Raw genomic sequence first — 17,666 nt, 5'->3', positions numbered from 1 at the left:
TGGAAAGGCGGGACGCCCCTAGGGACGCCCCGCCACATGGTAGCTATATCCGCTCGTGCGTCGTAGACCGCGAGACTAGACGATATGTAGAGTGATCGGGACCTCACTCTGTAAAGCAGTGGCCATCGAGTGGCGGCGTGGGTTAGGCTCGGTCTTGAAGGAGTCCGGCTTACCACATTCACAGGAGGTCCCGACCATGTTGTACTCTACCAGCATCGGCCTTGACGTGCACGCCCGTTCCATCAGCGCCGCGGCGTTCGTCTTCGAGACGGGCGAGGTCGTGCAGCGCACGTTCGGCTACGACCCCGGCGCGGTCGCCGCCTGGGCGGCCTCGCTGCCGCAGCCCGCGGGCTGCCTCTACGAGAGCGGCCCCACGGGCTTCGACCTGCAGAGGAGGCTCGTCGCCCTCGGGCTGCCCTGCCACGTGGGCGCCGTCTCGAAGATGGTGCGGCCCTCGGGCGACCGCGTCAAGACCGACAGGAGGGACGCCCTTTTCCTCTCGAGGCTGCTGGCCGTGGGAGAGTTCGTCGAGTGCGCCCCTCCCACGCCGGCCATGGAGGCGGCGCGCGACCTGTCCCGCGCCCGCGAGGACGCGCGCGAGGCGCTGATGAGGGCGCGCCACCAGCTGTCGAAGTTCCTGCTCAGGAAGGGCCACGTGTGGCCGAAGGGCAGGTCCACGTGGACCAGGGCGCACCGCGAGTGGCTGCGCTCCATCGAGCTCGACGACCCGTGCGAGCGGCTCGTGCTCGAGGAGTACGTCGCGCAGGTCAGGGAGTGCGAGGAGCGCCGCGACCGCCTCGACTCGGCCATCGCCGAGAGGTCCGGCGCCGACGACCTCGCCGGCGTCACCTCCAGGCTCCGCGCCCTGCGCGGCGTCTCGACCGTCACCGCCTTCGGGATCGCCGTCGAGATCGGCGACTTCTCCCGCTTCGCCAGCCCCAGGGCGCTCATGTCCTACGTCGGCCTCGTGCCGTCGGAGTCGTCGTCGGGCGAGACGACCTCGAGGGGCGGGATCACCAAGACCGGCAACTCGCACGTCAGGCGGCTCCTCGTCGAGGCCGCCTGGCACCACGCCAGGCCCCTGTCGCCGGCCTCCGAGACCGACGTGGCCTCGTCGGCGGGGCTCCCGGCGGAGGCGGCGGGGATTGCGGCGCGGGCCAACCGCAGGCTGCACCGCAGGTACCTCGACCTAAGGGCGAAGGGGAAGGGCGCCAACGTCACCAACGTCGCCGTCGCCCGCGAGCTCGTCGGGTTCTGCTGGGCGCTCGCCCTCTGCGGGTGAGCCGCCGAGCCGCGAAACCACCCTCCCGCACGCGCGGCGCGGCCGAGGCGCGTGGGGCACCCCGCGATTCGACTATGCGCAGCGAGGCCGGGCCTCGCCACGCGCGACCCTAGACCAGCGGAGCTCCCCAGCCGAAGCGTCGGAATGCGTTAGCCAACACGCGGATATCAGACTTGCAGTCGTGCGTCGAACCAGACACGCCCTGGGCGCCGTCGCGCGGGAGGTGGCCATAGAAAAAGGTGGGCCGGTCCCCGAGAAGTCGGAGGCTGGCCCACCTTTGCCACTTGACAAGTCTATCTACATATCAGTCGAGGTCGCTGAAGTCGTTCGCCGCGGGCGCGGGGGCATAAGTCGTTGCCTCTGCGTCCGCCACGGGAGCGGCGGCGGGAATCACAGGGGTCGGAGCGACGACGGAGTCGGTGTGCGTGGTGCCCTTGGAGCCGTTCGGGACGCTCAGCGTCTGCTGCGGGAAGACGGAGTCCGCATCGTCCATGAAGTGCTGGAGGAGCTTCTTGTACTCCGCACGGAAGTCCTCGCGGGACTGCTTCAGACGATCGATCTCGTCGAGCTCGTTCTGCTTCTCGGCAAGGGCCTGGCGGATGACCTCGCGGGCCTTCTGGTCCGCCTCGTTGCGGATGTTCTCCGCGTTGGTGCGGGCGTCGGCAACCAGCTTGTCAGCGCTCTGCTGGGCAACGATGAGCACCTGAGAAATCTGGCGCTCGGAGGCGGTGAACTCGGACTGCGGCACGGGTACAGGCGCGGGCTCGACGGGAGCGGCCATGGCGGTCTGCTCCTTCAGCTGCGCGACCTGCGCCTGGGCGGCGGCAAGCTGCTGCTCGGAAGTGGTCAGACGACCCTTCAGGTCCGCGATCTTCTGCAGCATGGCGTCGACCTCGGAGGCAACCTGGTCCAGGAAGACGTCGACCTCGTCGGTCTTGTAGCCCTCCTCGTGCTTTCCTGCCTGGGAGAAGGTCATGTTCTCGATGTCTGCTGGGGTGATAGCCATCTTAGTTCCCTTTCAACTGTGTGCATGCTACGTCAGCAGTGCGGATAACCGCCTACCTCAGTATATCCCGACTCTTACAAAACTAAACGTTGGACGAACTGAAGAACCAATATCGCGATAAAGGGCGACCAGTCCAGGCCTGCAAAGGGCGGAATGAAACGCCGGAACAGATTCACGAAGGGGTCAACGAGCGTGGACAGCGCGCCATAGACGTCCACCACGAACCTGTTTCCACTGCTTACGAACCACGAGAGCAACACCTGAACGAATATCAGCATCTCGTAGAAGTTGAGCAGCCTGTAGACTACGTAACCTATCTGCAAGTGCGAACCTCCTCACTGGCCTTTCGCGAGCTCGCGCGTCCGCTCCAGCGCCGCGTCAGCAGCTTCGTAGACTGAATACGAGAGCTGGGACTCCATTGCCCTGAGGCCCGCCGCCGTCGTGCCTCCCGGGGAGGTGACCCTCTCCATGTAGACGCGCGGGTGCTCCCCAGACTCAAGGAGCTGCGTGCAGACGCCTCGCATGGTCGAAAGAACCATCTCGCGGCAGTCGCTTGCAGGAAGCCCGTTCTCGATGCCGGCCCTCGTGAGAAGGTCCACGAAGAGTGCCACGTATGCGGGCCCGCAGCTCACGACCGCACCCTCGGCGTCCAGTTGGTCCTCACGCATGACCTTTGCCGTGCCAAGTGCACCGAATATCTGAAGTGCGACGTGCACGTCCTCGGCACTCGACCTACCGCCAGGGCACACCGCCGTGGCACCAGACAGCACCTGCACGGGAAGGTTCGGCATGACGCGGATGACCCTCGACATAGGAAGCAGGCCTTCGAGCGTTGCGAGAGGGACTCCCGCCGCGATGGAGATGACCTCCCTGTCCACGAGCTTGTCCGCAATCCCGGAAACGACCGCGGGCAGGACCTGTGGCTTCACGGCGAGCACCACGACGTCGGGATCTGCCGCAAGCATCGTGGCGGCATCGTCGAACGTCTGGATGCCCTTCTCGCCCAGAAGGGCGAGCTTTTCCTGCGAGGGGTCGCATGCCATCACGCGAGAGGGCTCCGCGACTCCAGACACGACCAGGCCGGAGGCGATTGCGCCGCCCATGGACCCGGCGCCGACGACCGCGACCGTTGAGCTGAGCTTACCCAATGTCCCTACCTCTCGATGGTTCCGTCTTGGACGAGCTTGTTGATGTCGGAGTCGGAGAGCTCGATGCCCTGCGGGGCGATCACGAAGACGCGATCGCCGAGCTCGTCCACCTGGCCGCCGATGCCGCACGACAGACCGAGGCAGAAGTCGAGGATGCGCTTCGCGGTCTCGATGTTGGTGTTCTTGAACACCAGGACAACGGGCTGGTTGGTGCGCACGCGACGCACTACCATCTGCACGTCGTCGTACGAGACGGGCTTCAGCACGTACGGCGGGAGCTGTCCGGAGGTTGCGGGGCGCGGGATGGGTTTCAGGCCGATGTCCGCGGGCGTGTGACCGCCCGTCGAGTTGCCGAGGACGCCCTCGTGCACGGGCGGATGCGCCGGCGTCTGCGGGATTGCCTGCGTCTCCTCGGAGTAGCCGCTATAGCCCGGCTGCGGACGCTGGGCATACTGCGGGTTCGGGCTCTGCGGGCGTGCCGGACGCTGGTACTCGTCGCGGTAGCCGCCGCCGTACGACGGTGCGGGAGCAGGCGTCGGTCCGCCCGCGCCGTTGCTGCCGACCGGCCTTCCGGAGCGCGTGTAGACGGAGACGCTCTCCGCCTCGGGACGCCTCGTGTTGCCCAGGAGGCCCGCGCCCTGTGGCTGCGGCTCCTCGCGCTCTGGTGCGTCATCGTAGTCGTCGTAGTAGTCGTCGTCGTAGTAGTCGTCGTTCGACCCAGTTAGCTTGTCCCTAAGCGTATCGAGGAAACTCATGTCGTCCTCGCCTTCCCGGACCGTGCCCGGCACCGTCCGAAGTCATCTGTCCGTCCGCCGAGACCTCCGGCGAGCGAATCCGTTCCTACCTAAGGTCGTAGTCTGGGCTGAAGAGCGTCCTGCCCAGTCTCACGATCGTCGAGCCCTCTTCGATGGCGACCTGGAAGTCGTCGCTCATGCCTGCCGACAGCGTCGCCAGGCTCCTGCCGGAACGCGCGGAAAGCTCGTCGCGGAGCTCGCGCAGCCCACCGAACGTCCTTCTCGCCGCATCGGCGTCGTGCGCAGGGGCCATGGTCATGAGTCCCCTCACGCGGATTCCCGGAAGCCCCAGCAGGCCGTCGAGCGCCTGTTCAACCTCCGTGGGGGCGAAGCCCGACTTCGACTCCTCCCCAGAGACGTTCACCTCGAGCAGAACGTCGGAGACGATGCCGTGTGCGACGGAGCGCTTCGAGACCGCCTCGGCCAGGCGCGCGGAGGAGATGGAGTGGATGAGTCCGACGCGTCCGATGACCTGGTTGATCTTGTTGGTCTGGAGGTTGCCGATCATGTCGAAGCGCACTCCGGACATCTCCGGATGCTCGCGCAGCCCCTCGAGCTTGCGCGTCAGCTCCTGCGGGCGGTTCTCCGCGAACGCACGCCACCCGGCCTGCCACGCCAGCGCCACCTCGTCGACGCCGACGGTCTTGGAGACCCCCAGAATCGTCACGTCGTCCGTGGTCCTGCCGGCACGTCTGCACGCGTCGGCGACCCTCTGCAGAATCTGCTCCCTGCGTTCCCTCAGAAAGTCGAGGTACCCTGACCTCTCCCCCTCAGTCACGCGACCACTTCCTCACGCTCGCTCGTTCCAACAGATCAATCGCACAGGCAGGCTATGGCGCCGTGGCGTCCGCATCTGCCGTCCTCCGCCCTGTAGGAGAAGAACCTTCCCACGTTGCCCGCGGTGGAGAGCCCGCAGTCGAGGATGTTCCCCTCGTCGACGCCCTCGTCCTCGAGCGCGGCCCTTATCGCGCACGCGAGGTCGAGGTGTCGCTCGGACGCCCGCACTGACGGGCCGAACTCCCCCACGAAGCTGTCGAGCAGCTCCTGGGAGACCTCGTAGTCCTCCCCCGTCACGTGGGGCCCGATGTAGGCGCTCACGTCCGCGGCCTCGCAGCCGCACTCCTCCGCGAGCACGCGCGCCGCCTTCGCGGCAATCCTCGCGATTGTCCCACGCCAGCCGGAGTGGACGACGGCAAACCCTCCGGGTGCCACAAGGACCACGGGAACGCAGTCCGCGAAGCACAGCAGCACGGGCACGTGCCGCGCAATGCACACGACGGCGTCCGCCCCGGACCTTGCCTCGGCAATGGCTGCCGCGACCTCCGCCTCACCGCAGGAACGCACCACGACCACGTGGTCACCGTGGACCTGTTTCGGGTTCACGAGGTTCGTGGCCCACTTCCCCGCGCCCACGGCCTCCAGCGCGAGCATGCGGTTCTTCTCGACCGCCGCCGCGTCGTCCCCGCAGGCGTCACCGAGGTTGAGCGAGGCGTACCGCCCGGCAGAGCAACCACCGGTCCGCTCGGTGAATGCGAGCGTGACCCCGTGTGGACGGCTCGCGTCCTCCAACAGGGTCACGCCCAGCCTCGTGTCTCGCGTAAGCTCCAAAGCGCACGCCCCTCGGTCGCTAGATGCGGCTGTGCTTCAGGAACTCGGGGACGTCGAACTCCTTGTTGATGTCGTTCGGCTTCGTTGCGGGAGCCTGACGCGGAGCGGGCGCGGGTGCCGCGGCGGAACGGCTCGCAGAGCCGCGACCGGCACCTCGAGAGCCGCCCCTCGAGGACGCGCGGTCGTTCGTGAACGTCGGCAGCGGCGCCTGGACGTTGGAGTCGTTGAAGCCCGTCGCGATGATCGTGACGCGGACCTGGTCGCCAAGGCTCTCGTCCACGACGGTACCGAAGATGATGTTTGCCTCGGGGTCGACGTTCTGGGCGACGAGCTCCGCGGCATCGTTGATCTCCTGGATTCCAAGATCCTTGTTGCCGGCGATGGAGAGAAGGACGCGCGTTGCGCCCTCGATGCCCACCTCGAGCAGCGGGCTCGAGATTGCCTCCGCGGCGGCGTCGGCTGCACGGGTGTCGCCAGACGCGACGCCGACGCCCATCATGGCAGTGCCTGCGCCCCTCATGATGGTGCAGACGTCAGCGAAGTCGAGGTTGATGAGGCCCGGGACCGTGATGAGGTCCGTGATGCCCTGCGTGCCCTGGCACAGGACGTCGTCCGCCATGCGGAACGCCTCGAGGAAGGAGGTCTTCTTCTCGGACAGGTCGAGCAGGCGGTCGTTTGGAATCACGATGAGCGCGTCGACGGACTCGGACAGCGTCTGGATGCCCTGCTGGGCCTTGTTCGCACGGGGACGTCCCTCGAACGTGAACGGCTTCGTGACGACGCCGACGGTCAGGGCGCCGATGTCGTTCTTCGCGATGTCCGCGACGACCGGCGCCGCACCGGTACCGGTGCCGCCGCCCTCGCCCGCCGTGATGAACACCATGTCCGCGCCTGCGAGCGCCTGCTTGATGTCGTCGTGGGAGTCCTCGGCGGCCTCTGCGCCCACCTCGGGGTTCGCGCCTGCGCCCAGGCCCCTGGTGATGTCCCCGCCGATGTGGACCTTGATGTCCGCATCAGAGATGGCAAGCGCCTGCGCATCGGTGTTGACCGCAACGAATTCGACGCCGCGGATTCCCTCCTCGATCATTCGGTTCACGGCGTTGGTACCGCCGCCGCCTACGCCAACGACCTTGATGACTGCAAGGTAGTTGCTGGGGATGTCGTTGTCCATCATGGTTCCTCCTCGCTTGGCGACGGTCTTGGGGACGTCGTCCTCTTCCCTGTTGGATGCCGCCCCGTCAATCTCGATGGTGACCTTAGCGGTACCGCCCTTTACGTTCTTGTTCCCGTGCTGCTTCATTTCTGTTCACGTCTCTTGCCCGATGGTGCCTTGAAAATCGGAAAAGATGCCCCGCGACTGACCTGTCAAAACCCTAAACCTAAGGTAGAGCCATATGCCTATCACAAAGCGCGATATATTTGCACAAAGTCGCGCCTTTCGTCAACAAATATGTTCAAGATATGGATTGTCCAGCTAGGAGCCGTGTTCTGAGCGACCCCCATCTGTCAAGTAGTTCTTTAGGGTTTTGTGGAAAAGCGCTTGTGCGTATGGGTGGTCGAGGGTTTCGCGCGTCAGGCCTTCCGCTTGCAGCCGCATGCGCGACCCTGCTATCCGTCCTGACCGGAAGCGTTCGAGTCCGAGTCCCCGTCGCCGGACGCGGCCGACGAGGAGGCGTCTGAGGACGAGCCGTTCGACGTGCTCTTGTCCTGCGCCGTCTGCGCCGCGTCCGCCCCCGTGACGCCGGTGCCCTGCTCCACGTCATCGGAGTCCACGAGCCGGTAGGCCGGGCGCGTCGGGACGCGCACGTTTACGTACGTGAGCTTGCCCTGGTACTTCTCCAGGATCTGAGTAAGCACGGCTTCCTTGGACGAGATGTTCGTCGGGGATCCCAGAGAAACCTGCACTCCGCTCTTGAGAGTGCATCCGATGCTGTCCACACTGCTTGCCGAGAAGGACACTATCTTGGAGCTGATCTTCTCGCCAAACTGCTCGCGGTACGACGCGACGCCGTTGAGCACCTCGGAGCTCACGGTCGAGCCCGCCACGGGCGTGATGCTCGCCGGGACGTCCGTGATGAGCATGACGCCCGCCTTCTGCGCGGCGGCGAGCGCAAGGTCGTCTATGGAGTCGCTCTCTCCCACCTTGATGGAGGCGGGCTCGATCCACACGTTGCCCTCGCCAAGGTACCAGACCACGTCTCCCGCGCTCATCACCACGAGCGCGCTCACCTTGCGCTCCCTCACGACGATCCTTACTGTGTCGGGGTATCTGCGCTCGTACGTGACGGATCCCACCCACGGGTTCTTCTTGAGGTTGCGGGTGACCTTGTCCTCGTCCAAGTTCAGAAGGGTCGAGCCCTTGGGGACCTTCGCGAGCTTCGCGATGCTCGCGCGGCTGATGTGCTTCGTGGCGGTGGTCTCGACCTTCGCGATGGTGAACGCCGGCGTATACGAGAGCACCAGGTAGCCAACGAGCGCCACGAGCAGAAGCGCCGCCACGACGATTCCCGCGACGATGCCGCGGCGCACGACGACGTCCGACCCGGGGCGGTTCGCCCCTGACTTGCGCTGCGGGACCTCGCCCGCAGGCGGCGTGGACAGCTTCGCCTTCGGGCGAGAAGTGCCAGCCGCCTTGGGAGACGGCGCCACGCGGGCCGATGGCCGGCTTCGCCGCGGCCGGGCGGGTCCCGCGGCAGGACGAGACGCCCCCGTGGGGGCGCTACGCTTCGTGGGCTTCCTGCCGTCGGCCATGGCCTCCCCCTACGCGCCGAATCCCAGGCACTTGACCTCTGGGACGAGGTCGATGCCATACTTGTCGAGCACGGTGTCGTGCACGCGGCTCATGACGGCGATCACGTCCGCCGCACGGGCGCCGCCGTTGTTCACGATGAAGTTCGCGTGCATGTCTGACACGCACGCGCCACCGACGGAGTACCCCTTGAGGCCGCAGGAATCGATGAGCTGGCCCACGGAGCGCGACCCTGGGTTCCTGAACACGGACCCGCATGACGGCTTGCCAAGCGGCTGGCGAAGCCTCCTTCGGGCGACGAGGGCCTCCATCCTTTCCGCGATGGCCGCCTTCTCGTCGGGCACGAGGGCAAACGTCGCCTCGAGGATGATCTCGCTCGTCGGGATGTCGGTGTAGCGGTAGCCCCACTCGATGTCCGAGCCCGCATAGCGGTGGAGTCCCTCGCCCGGTCGCAGCGTCACGACGTCCTTCACGCGCGCGCCGATCCACTCGTGTCGAGTACCCGCATCCATCGATACGGCGCCGCCGACGGTGCCGGGGATGCCCACGAGGCACTCGAGCCCTGAGAGCGAGTGCGAGAGCGTCTCGCTCACCAGGCGCGCGATGGTCGCTCCCGCACCGGCCGTGACCTCGCTTCCGTCAAAGGATATGCGCGAGAACTCGCGACCGAGTACGATGACGCAGCCGTCGTAGCCACGGTCCGCGGCCAGGATGTTCGAGCCCTTGCCAAGCACGACCCAGTCCACGCCCTCGCGACCAAGGATCTCGATCGTCTTAAGCAGCGCGGGGTACGAGTTCACCTTGACGAAGAGCGCCGCCGGCCCCCCGATGCGGTACGTCGTGTGGTGGGACAGCCTCTCGTCCCTCGTGACGTCCGCGTCGTAGGCACCGGACAGCGCCATGTATGCGTTGAAGATGCTCACCTAGGCCTCTGCATCCTTATCCTGCTCCGCCTTCGCCTTGATGAAGGAGGGTCCGATTGAGGTGACGTCGCCCGCGCCCTGGGTGATGAGGAGGTCGCCGGGGCGGCAGACCTCGACGAGGTGGCTCACGACGTCCCTACGGCTTGGGATGTACGTCACGTCTGAGACGTGGCCCTTCTCGAGCACCTTGTTCGAGACGGTCTTGCCGGTGACGCCCGGGATGGGAGTCTCGCCGGCAGAGAACACGTCCGTCACTATGAGGACGTCCGCGTCGTCGAACGCGGTGCCGAACATGTCGGCCAGCGCCTGGGTGCGCGAGTAGCGGTGCGGCTGGAACACGCAGACGATGCGGTCGAACTGCAGGTCCTTCGCGGCCGCGAGCGTAGCCTTGATCTCCGTGGGGTGGTGGCCGTAGTCATCCACGACGGTTATTCCGTCCACGTCGCCCACGTGCGTGAAGCGACGGTGCGCACCCTTGAAGCCAGAGAGGGCGACGGCCGCGTCCTCGGTGTCCATCCCGAGGACGTCCGCGACCGCGATGGCGGCCGTGGCGTTTGCCATGTTGTGGCGACCGGGGTTCGCCATGATCTCGACCTTCACGACCTTGCCGGACGGGACCCTGACGCCGAAGTGCGAGGCGAGCTTGTGGTGCTCGCCGGGATCGGGCAGGCAGACGTAGTCGTTCTTCTCGTCGAAGCCGTACGTCACGACCCTGCGGCCCGTGGACTTCGCGAGCTCGACGTAGTGCTCGACGTCGCCGTTGATGATCACGGTACCGGCGTCTCCCACGAGGTCCATGAACTTGCAGAACGTCTTCTCGATGTTCTCGAGCGTCCCGTAGTGGTCCAGGTGGTCCGCCTCGATGTTCGTGATCACGACGACGTCCGGGTCGAGGTAGAGGAACGAGCCGTCGGACTCGTCCGCCTCGCACACGAAGTAGCCTCCCTTGCCGTTGCGGCCGTTCGTGCCGTACTCCTCGACGATGCCGCCGATGAGGAACGACGGGTCCTTTCCGAGGTGGTCGAGCATGGTCGCGACCATGCTCGACGTGGTGGTCTTGCCGTGCGTGCCTGCGACGGCGACCGTAGTCGCGTCGATGGAGAGGTACGAGAGCATCTTCGCCCTGGGCCACACGGGGATGCCGAGCTCGCGGGCGCGAATGACCTCGGGGTTGGTCTCGGGGATGGCGGATGAGGTGACGACGACCTCGGGCGCGACCTCGTCTATGGTGGAGGCGCGGTGTCCCACGTGGACGGTGATGCCCGCCTTCTCGAGCTCGCGGACGTAGCGGGACTCCTTGAGGTCAGAGCCGGTGACCTTGCAACCGCGCTCGTGCAGTACGAGGGCGATGCCGCTCATGCCGGCGCCGCCGATGCCGATGAAGTGCGCGCTGCTGACGCGCTGGATGTCGTTAGCCATCAGTAACCTCTCTTAGACATGAAGAAATGGCCCACGGCACGTGGGCCTTACCATACTCTAGCGCAATATGGGTTGCCGTGGCGCTACGCCTTGAGCGCCGCGGCACTTTCCACTTGGTCGGCGAGGGCGAGGGCCGCCTTGTCCTGGGCGAGGCCTCGGGCCGCGTCTCGCATGGCCTGACGGCGGGCGGGGTCATCCACGAGGCCGAGGAGGTCGTCCTCAAACTCGGGCGCGTCGATCTTCTCGTCCGGAAGGAGCACCGCGGCGCCCGCGTCCACGAGGTAGCGGGCGTTCGTGGTCTGGTGGTCCGCCGTCGCGAAGGGATACGGCACGAGCATGCTCGGCACGGCGAGCGCCGCGATCTCTGCCACGGAGGAAGCTCCGGCGCGTGAGAGCACGAGGTCCGCGGCCGCAAGGGCCTCGCCCATGCGGTCGATGTAGGGCATGACGCGCCAGCGCGCGGCCTCGTCCTGCGTGAGGGCGAGCTCGTTCACGACGGAGTCGTACTCGCCCTTGCCCGTGGAGTGGATGACGTAGAGGTCCTTGCGCGAGAGGAGCTTGGACTTAAGGGCTGCGACCCCCTGGTTGAGGTGACGCGCGCCGAGGCTTCCGCCGAAGACGAGAAGCATCGTGGCGTCCTTTGGGATGCCGAGGTTGCGACGGCCCTCCGCGCGGTCGGCGCGGATGACGCTCTGCCTGACGGGGTTGCCCGTGACGACGATCTGGGTGTCGGGCCCGACCTTGCCCCTGAACGCGTCAATCGCGACGGGAAGCGACACGCACACCGTCTTCACCTTCGCGGCGGACGTCTTGTTGGCAAGCCCCGGCACGGAGTTCTGCTCGTGGATGACGCAGGGGATGCCCTGCGCGTGGCACCAGTTGATGAGTGGCAGCTCGATGTAGGCGCCAAAGCCCACCGCGACGTCCGGGCGAGAAGAGCCGAAGTGGCGGCCGATGGTCTTCTGGGCGGCACGCATGCGCCACAGCGCCGAGACGAGCGTCCAGGGACGCGAGCGGTCGAAGCCCGTGACGTCGATGGGGTTGAACGGGAAGCCCGCCTGCGGCACGAGCGTGGACTCCAGCTTCTTGGGCTGGCCGAAGAACTCCACCTGATGCCCGCGCGCGGCGAGCTCCTCTGCCAGCGCGAGCGCCGGGTTGATGTGGCCCGCGGTTCCGCCGGCGGCGATTGCCACCCTCAAGCTATCTGCCACGCCTGTCCCTCCTTCTATCCCGGGTCGGGCCATCGTAGCCCCTCACCTCGGGACCCTGGTTTCTGGTCCTCAGGCGGTCGCTCGCGCTCGGCCCCAGGTCGATGCGCGTCCTGCCCCGCCTGTCGGAAGTGACTCTAGCACCATTCGCCCTGGCGCGCATCTCTCGCTCGCGCCTGAGCTGCTCCGGACTCGTGGAGGAGCCCCCCGCACGCTCGGCTCCGGGCTCGCGGCCGCCGCCGAGCACCGTGAACCTGCCGCGTGTGGGCTCCGCGGACGTGGCCGTACCGGCAAGCGGCACGCTCGTCCGACGCGCGCTCCTGGGGGTGGGCTCTCCCACAAACGACTCCTGCCTGGGCGCGGACGTCACGCTCCACTCGCTCCTGCGGTCGTCGTATTCCGTCTGGGGCAGCTTGCTCTGAAGCGACACGGACATGACGACGCCCGCGAGCATGAGGCTGCTCATGATGGACGAACCGCCATACGAGACGAACGGAATCGGCTTTCCGGAAAGTGGGAACATGCATAGCACGCCGCTCACGTTGAGTAGCATCTGCGCGACGATGATGAACGTGCACCCCACGGCGGCGAGCTGGCCCGAGAGGTCCGGGGCGTAGCGCGCGATCTTGAGGCCCGCCCACAGCAGCACGACGAACGCAGCGACCATGCCGAGCGTGCCCACGAGCCCCAGCTCCTCGCCCACGACGGCGAAGATGAAGTCGTTGTACGCCATGGGCAGGTAGCTGTACTTCTGCTTCGACATGCCGATTCCCACGCCGAACACGCCGCCGGATCCGAACGCGTACAGCCCCTGGACGAGTTGGTAGCCCTTGTCGTACGGGTCCGACCACGGGTTCATCATGATCTCGATGCGGGCGCGCGAGTACGGCTGCGCGTACGAGACGAGGGCAAGGGTCGCGATGCCCAGGACCAGGAGGCCAATGCACAGCTTGCCGGGCGCGCCGCCGAAGTACAGCATGATGATGAGCGTCACGGCGACGACCGTGAAGGTGCCCTTGTCCGGCTGCCGTAAGATGAGGAGGGCGGGCACCACGATGCCAAACACGAGGAACGTGATCAGCTCGCGCGAGTCGTACGTCGTACCCTCGTAGTACTCGCTGATGAGGTTCGCCGCGACCAGGATGAGCGTGATCTTGGCGAACTCGGACGGCTGCAGGTTCACGGGGCCCACCTGGATCCAGCGCGTCGCGCCGTATGCGTCCGACCCCGCAAACGGCGTGAGCACCAGCAGCAGGAGAATCAAGGTGACAAGCCACTCCACCACGAGCAGCTTTCGGACCCACAGGTGGTAGTCGAAGCGCGCGATCACGAACGCGAGCACAATGCCCACCGCGCCGAAGAGCAGCTGGCGCTGCAGGTAGAACGCGGCGTTATAGTGGGCGTCCGCCGATGACAGCGCCGTTATGGACGACGACGAGTAGATCATCGTGAGGCCAAAGAGCGCAAGGAACGCGACGGCGCCCAGAAAGAGCAGGCGCGGCGCCATGAAGCGCGCGGGAACCCCGAAGATGTAGCGATCAGCGAACGCGCCGTGGCCGGCCTCGACCGTCCTTCTCGCCGTTGTCTGGCCTGCCGACTCTACACGCTGCATACGCTAGCTCTCTCTTTTCTTCCCCAGGTCACTTACCATCTGCTTGAACGCGCGCCCGCGCTCCGCCATGTTGCCGAACTCGTCGAAGGACGAGCACGCGGGCGAGAGGAGCACCACGTCACCCGGTGCGGCCTCGGACACGGCGGCGTCGAACGCCTCGCGCAGGTGCGGGGCGCGCACGACCCTCGTGGTGCCGTCGCCCTCCGCAAGCGCGTCCTCGAGCGCGGAGGCGATGCGCTCCCCCGCCGCGCCGAAGCACACGGCCGCCTTGCAGTCGCGCACGACGTCTGCGGCAAGCGGCGCGAGGTCCGTGCCCTTGTCGTGGCCGCCGAGCAGGAGCACGACGTGGCCCTTGGGAAACGCCGTGAGCGCCTTCTGCACGGAGTCGGTGTTCGTGGCCTTGGAGTCGTTCACGAAGCGCACGCCCGCGACCTCGCCGCACGGCTCGATGCGGTGCTCGAGGGCGTGGAACGCGCGAACGCCGCGTGCGACGTCCTGCGCCGAGACGCCGAGCTCAAGCGCGAGCGCTGAGGCCGCAAGGACGTTCTGTAGGTTGTGGTCGCCCGCGATGGGGACCTCGGTCGTCGCCATAAGGTCGTGCTCCTTGCCATCCAGGCGCACGACGAGCCTTCCGTCGCGCACGAACGCGGCGCACGGCTCCTGCGGCTGTGCGTGCACGTTCAGGTGGCACACGCGCAGCCCCCGCGCCTCCAGGCGCGAGATAACGGCCTGGCACCACGAGTCCTCCTCGCTCACGATCGCGAGGTTGCCCGCGTCGAGGTTCTGGAAGACCTTCTCCTTTGCCGCGGCGTACGCCTCGATCGAGCCGTGCCACTCCACGTGGTCCGGCGTGACGTTGAGCAGGCACGCGACGCGCGGGTGCAGAAGGCGCGTGCACGCGAGCTGAAAGCTGGAGAGCTCCGCCACGAACCACTCGTCCGGCGTGCGCGCGGCGACCTCGCCGGTGCAGAGGTTGCCGATGTTGCCGACGGCGACGGCGGATAGGCCGCCCTCGTGCAGGAGAGCCGTCGAGAGCGTGGTCGTGGTGGTCTTGCCGTTGGTGCCGGTGATGGCGACCCACTTGTACGGGCTCTCGCGCCACGCGAACTCCGGTTCGCCGATGATCTCGCGGGAGTGCTCGCGCGCGGACGAGAAGAACGCGGAGAACTCGGATATGCCGGGAGACGACACCGCAAGGTCGTACGCTCCCTCGACCTCCTCAGTGCCGACGACGACGCGAACGCCAAGCGCCTCGAGCTCGCGCGTGGCGTCGCCCTCGCTCGAGCTCGCGCCCCCGTAGAGCGTGACGGAGCCCACGCGCCCACGCGCCTGCCCGCAGAGGTAGCGCGCGACCTCGCGGCCGGTCTTGCCGAGCCCGAGGACGCACACGTCGCCCAACTTGTTTTCCATTTCCCGAGCCATTCTGGCCTCCCTAGCGAAGCTGGAAGTAGAGCGCGAATCCGAGGACGGCGAACGCCGCGGAGACGATCCAGAAGCGGATGACGACCTTCGTCTCGCTCCAGCCCTTCTTCTCGAAGTGATGGTGGATGGGCGCCATGAGGAACACCCTCTTGCCCGTCGCCTTGAAGCTGACGACCTGGATGATGACGCTGAGCGCCTCCACGATGAACAGTCCGCCCATCACGAGCGAGCAGATCTCGGTCTTCGTGAGGACCGCAAGCGACGCGAACGCGGCGCCGAGGGCGAGCGATCCCGTGTCGCCCATGAAGATGGACGCGGGATAGCAGTTGTACCACAGGAAACCTACGAGCGCCCCGGATATGGCCGCGGCGAAGATGGCGAGGTTCCTCTCGCCGTAGCTGAACGCGACCATGCCCATGATGAGCATGACGACGAGCGTGCAGCCGCCGGCGAGGCCGTCGAGGCCGTCCGTGAGGTTCACGGCGTTCGAGAGGCCGGCCATCAGCAGGAACACGAAGAACATGTACAGCCACGGCAGCCTGACGGCCGTGCCGCCAACCTTGACCGTCGTCGTGAGGACGCCGAGGTCGAGCGCGGCGCCGCCCGGGAACGCCACGCTGGGCGTCACGCCGCAGAAGTTGACCGCGAGCACGCAGAACGCGACGGAGATCAGGATGAGGCCGGCCATCTTCTGCGAGGGCGTGAGGCCGAGCGAGCGCTTGTGCGCGACGCTCTCGATGTCGTCCAGGAGGCCAAGCGAGCCGGTGAGGTAGGTCGCGAGCACCGCGAGCACGAGGTCCATGGTCCAGCGGGCCTGAATCGCGCACGTGATGAGGACCGCCGCCAAGATCACGACGCCGCCCATGGTGGGCGTGCCCTGCTTGACGAGGTGCCTCTGCGGGCCGTCCGCCCTGACCTGCTGGCCTATGCCCTCGTGGCGCATGAGCCTGATGAAGAGCGGCATGAGCACGAGCACGATGGCCGCGGCGATCACGGCCGCTAGGAAGATCTGGTACGTGGGATAGCTCGGGTTTCCAAACATCAGGCCAACACTCCCTTGACGAACTGGTCGAGGCCGGCCGACCTCGAGCCCTTTGCTAGTACGAGGTCATCCGGGCCCAGCACCGCGCCGATGGTCGCGACGGCGGAGTCCACGTCCGGGAAGAGCTCGAGCCTGTCCTCCGAGAAGCCCATGGTGAGCGCGGCCTCGCGCATCTGGCGGGCATCGTCCGCTCCCACGAGCACCAACAGGTCTATTGGCTTTGCGGCGGCGTACGCGCCGATGTAACCGTGCAGGCGCGCCGACTCGCCGCCGAGCTCGCCCACCTCGCCCAGGACGGCAACCCTCCGGCCGGCGCACTCCATGGAGCACAGCACGTCGAGCGCCGCCGCGATGGAGCTGGGGCTCGCGTTGTACGAGTCGTCGATCATGCTGGGCTTGCCCGCGGTACGGATGACCTCGAGCCTCATGCCGGTGCGCGGCATGTGCTCCATCGCGTCGGCCGCGGCGTCGCGGTCCACGCCCAGGCGGTCGCAGACGGCAATCGCGAGCAGGAAGTCCTGAACGACGGCCTTTCCGGGAACGTCCAGCGTCACGCCCCTCGACCATCCGTCGGCAAAGCCGAGCGAGAAGGACGGGTGCCCCTCCCCGTCAAGGCGAACATCAGAGGCGCGGACGTCGTCCTTCTCGCCCGTGCCCACGTAGATGCACTCAACGCCCGCAGGCGTGGCGTACTCGCGCTCGATGAGCGGTGCGAAGTCGTTGTCAGACGTCATGGCGAGCATGGGGCTCACGCCGGATTGTGGCTCGGCGGTCGGGCGCATGCCGGATAGTATCTCGGCCTTCGCGCGGGCGATGTTCTCGCGCGAGCCCAGTAGCCCTATGTGGCTGGTGCCCACGTTCGTGATGAGCGACACGGTGGGGAGCGCCGCGGCGGCAAGGCGCGTGAGCTCGCCCTTGTGGTTCATGCCCATCTCGCACACCAGCACCTCGTCCGCGCTGTCGGCGGAGAGGATGGTAATCGGGAGCCCGATGAGGTTGTTGAAGTTGCCGGCGGTGGCGTGCACGCGGTAGCGCGTGGCAAGAGACGCCCTCAGCATGTCCTTCGTGGTGGTCTTGCCGACCGACCCCGTGACGCCCACGACGACCCACTGCGGGTTCATGCGCCGCCAGGCGCCGGCGAGGCGCAGCATGAACTCCTCGGGATCGTCGTCCTTCGCCCTCAGCACGGAGCAGCCGCGCTCGCGCGCAAGGGCAAGCAGCGACTCGTCGGGTTCGCGCGTCATGACGACCGCGGCGGCACCCTCCTCCACCGCGGCGGGGGCAAACTTGTTGCCATCGACCCGCTCGCCCGGGAAGCACACGAAGCACGTGCCGGTGCCCACGGCGCGCGAGTCTGTCTGGACGCCCTCGACGACGCCGCCGGGGACCTCGATCACCACGTCCGCGCCGGTCGCGCGAACCATGTCAGGAACGGAGATCTTTACCATCGAAC

Annotated in this window: 16 protein-coding genes; 1 reads left to right on the top strand and 15 read right to left on the bottom strand. The window is 66.9% G+C overall.

The features are described from left to right. Window positions 1-196: 196 nt before the first annotated feature. Window positions 197-1,282, top strand: a complete 1,086-nt coding sequence (locus tag BLT96_RS03130; RefSeq protein ID WP_090861654.1) for an IS110 family RNA-guided transposase — start codon at window positions 197-199, stop codon at window positions 1,280-1,282. A gap of 304 nt (window positions 1,283-1,586) precedes the next feature. On the opposite strand, the gene BLT96_RS03125 is transcribed toward BLT96_RS03130, so the two are convergent. From BLT96_RS03125 to BLT96_RS03055, 15 genes are all read right to left on the bottom strand, one after another. Continuing rightward, window positions 1,587-2,288: a DivIVA domain-containing protein gene (locus BLT96_RS03125; RefSeq protein WP_090844055.1), complete on the bottom strand. Its 702-nt coding sequence runs from the start codon at window positions 2,286-2,288 to the stop codon at window positions 1,587-1,589. Window positions 2,289-2,362: 74 nt separating this feature from the next. Then, window positions 2,363-2,611: a YggT family protein gene (locus BLT96_RS03120; protein ID WP_245719318.1), complete on the bottom strand. Its 249-nt coding sequence runs from the start codon at window positions 2,609-2,611 to the stop codon at window positions 2,363-2,365. 12 nt (window positions 2,612-2,623) lie between these two features. Beyond that, window positions 2,624-3,436 (bottom strand): pyrroline-5-carboxylate reductase, encoded by an 813-nt coding sequence (proC, locus tag BLT96_RS03115; protein WP_245719317.1) that lies wholly within the window; start codon window positions 3,434-3,436, stop codon window positions 2,624-2,626. 5 nt (window positions 3,437-3,441) lie between these two features. Next, window positions 3,442-4,191: a cell division protein SepF gene (locus BLT96_RS03110; RefSeq protein WP_090861652.1), complete on the bottom strand. Its 750-nt coding sequence runs from the start codon at window positions 4,189-4,191 to the stop codon at window positions 3,442-3,444. Window positions 4,192-4,276: 85 nt separating this feature from the next. Further along, the gene (locus BLT96_RS03105; RefSeq protein ID WP_090861650.1) at window positions 4,277-5,008 is read right to left on the bottom strand and encodes a YggS family pyridoxal phosphate-dependent enzyme; all 732 of its coding nucleotides are present in this window, start codon (window positions 5,006-5,008) and stop codon (window positions 4,277-4,279) included. A 35-nt stretch (window positions 5,009-5,043) separates the two neighbouring features. Continuing rightward, a complete protein-coding gene (locus BLT96_RS03100; protein WP_090861648.1) occupies window positions 5,044-5,838 on the bottom strand; it encodes a purine nucleoside phosphorylase YfiH/LACC1 family protein in 795 nt (264 codons plus the stop codon). Between the two features lie 19 nt (window positions 5,839-5,857). Next, entirely contained in the window at window positions 5,858-7,012 is a 1,155-nt protein-coding gene (gene ftsZ / locus BLT96_RS03095) for a cell division protein FtsZ (protein ID WP_090864152.1), read from the bottom strand. Between the two features lie 434 nt (window positions 7,013-7,446). After that, window positions 7,447-8,589 (bottom strand): cell division protein FtsQ/DivIB, encoded by a 1,143-nt coding sequence (locus tag BLT96_RS03090; protein ID WP_090861646.1) that lies wholly within the window; start codon window positions 8,587-8,589, stop codon window positions 7,447-7,449. 9 nt (window positions 8,590-8,598) lie between these two features. Continuing rightward, a complete protein-coding gene (gene murB, locus BLT96_RS03085) occupies window positions 8,599-9,510 on the bottom strand; it encodes a UDP-N-acetylmuramate dehydrogenase (RefSeq protein ID WP_090844066.1) in 912 nt (303 codons plus the stop codon). Continuing rightward, a complete protein-coding gene (gene murC / locus BLT96_RS03080) occupies window positions 9,511-10,929 on the bottom strand; it encodes a UDP-N-acetylmuramate--L-alanine ligase (protein ID WP_090861643.1) in 1,419 nt (472 codons plus the stop codon). An 83-nt stretch (window positions 10,930-11,012) separates the two neighbouring features. Then, window positions 11,013-12,140, bottom strand: coding sequence for an undecaprenyldiphospho-muramoylpentapeptide beta-N-acetylglucosaminyltransferase (murG, locus tag BLT96_RS03075; RefSeq protein WP_090861641.1), 1,128 nt, complete (start codon window positions 12,138-12,140; stop codon window positions 11,013-11,015). Then, window positions 12,130-13,749 (bottom strand): FtsW/RodA/SpoVE family cell cycle protein, encoded by a 1,620-nt coding sequence (locus tag BLT96_RS03070; protein ID WP_090861639.1) that lies wholly within the window; start codon window positions 13,747-13,749, stop codon window positions 12,130-12,132. The genes murG and BLT96_RS03070 overlap by 11 nt, the downstream gene beginning before the upstream one ends. A gap of 3 nt (window positions 13,750-13,752) precedes the next feature. Next, window positions 13,753-15,159 carry a UDP-N-acetylmuramoyl-L-alanine--D-glutamate ligase gene (gene murD, locus BLT96_RS03065; protein WP_245719316.1) on the bottom strand — a complete coding sequence of 469 codons (1,407 nt, stop codon included), beginning with the start codon at window positions 15,157-15,159 and terminating at the stop codon, window positions 13,753-13,755. 22 nt (window positions 15,160-15,181) lie between these two features. After that, window positions 15,182-16,213, bottom strand: coding sequence for a phospho-N-acetylmuramoyl-pentapeptide-transferase (mraY, locus tag BLT96_RS03060; protein ID WP_090861635.1), 1,032 nt, complete (start codon window positions 16,211-16,213; stop codon window positions 15,182-15,184). Next, window positions 16,213-17,661 carry a UDP-N-acetylmuramoyl-tripeptide--D-alanyl-D-alanine ligase gene (locus tag BLT96_RS03055; protein WP_090861633.1) on the bottom strand — a complete coding sequence of 483 codons (1,449 nt, stop codon included), beginning with the start codon at window positions 17,659-17,661 and terminating at the stop codon, window positions 16,213-16,215. The genes mraY and BLT96_RS03055 overlap by 1 nt, the downstream gene beginning before the upstream one ends. Window positions 17,662-17,666: the final 5 nt, after the last annotated feature.

The sequence above is a fragment of the Parafannyhessea umbonata genome (genome assembly GCF_900105025.1).
In the GTDB taxonomy this organism is placed as follows: Bacteria; Actinomycetota; Coriobacteriia; order Coriobacteriales; family Atopobiaceae; genus Parafannyhessea; species Parafannyhessea umbonata.
The sequence above is the reverse complement of the archived record's forward strand: the minus strand, read 5'-3'. Positions and strand labels throughout refer to the sequence as shown.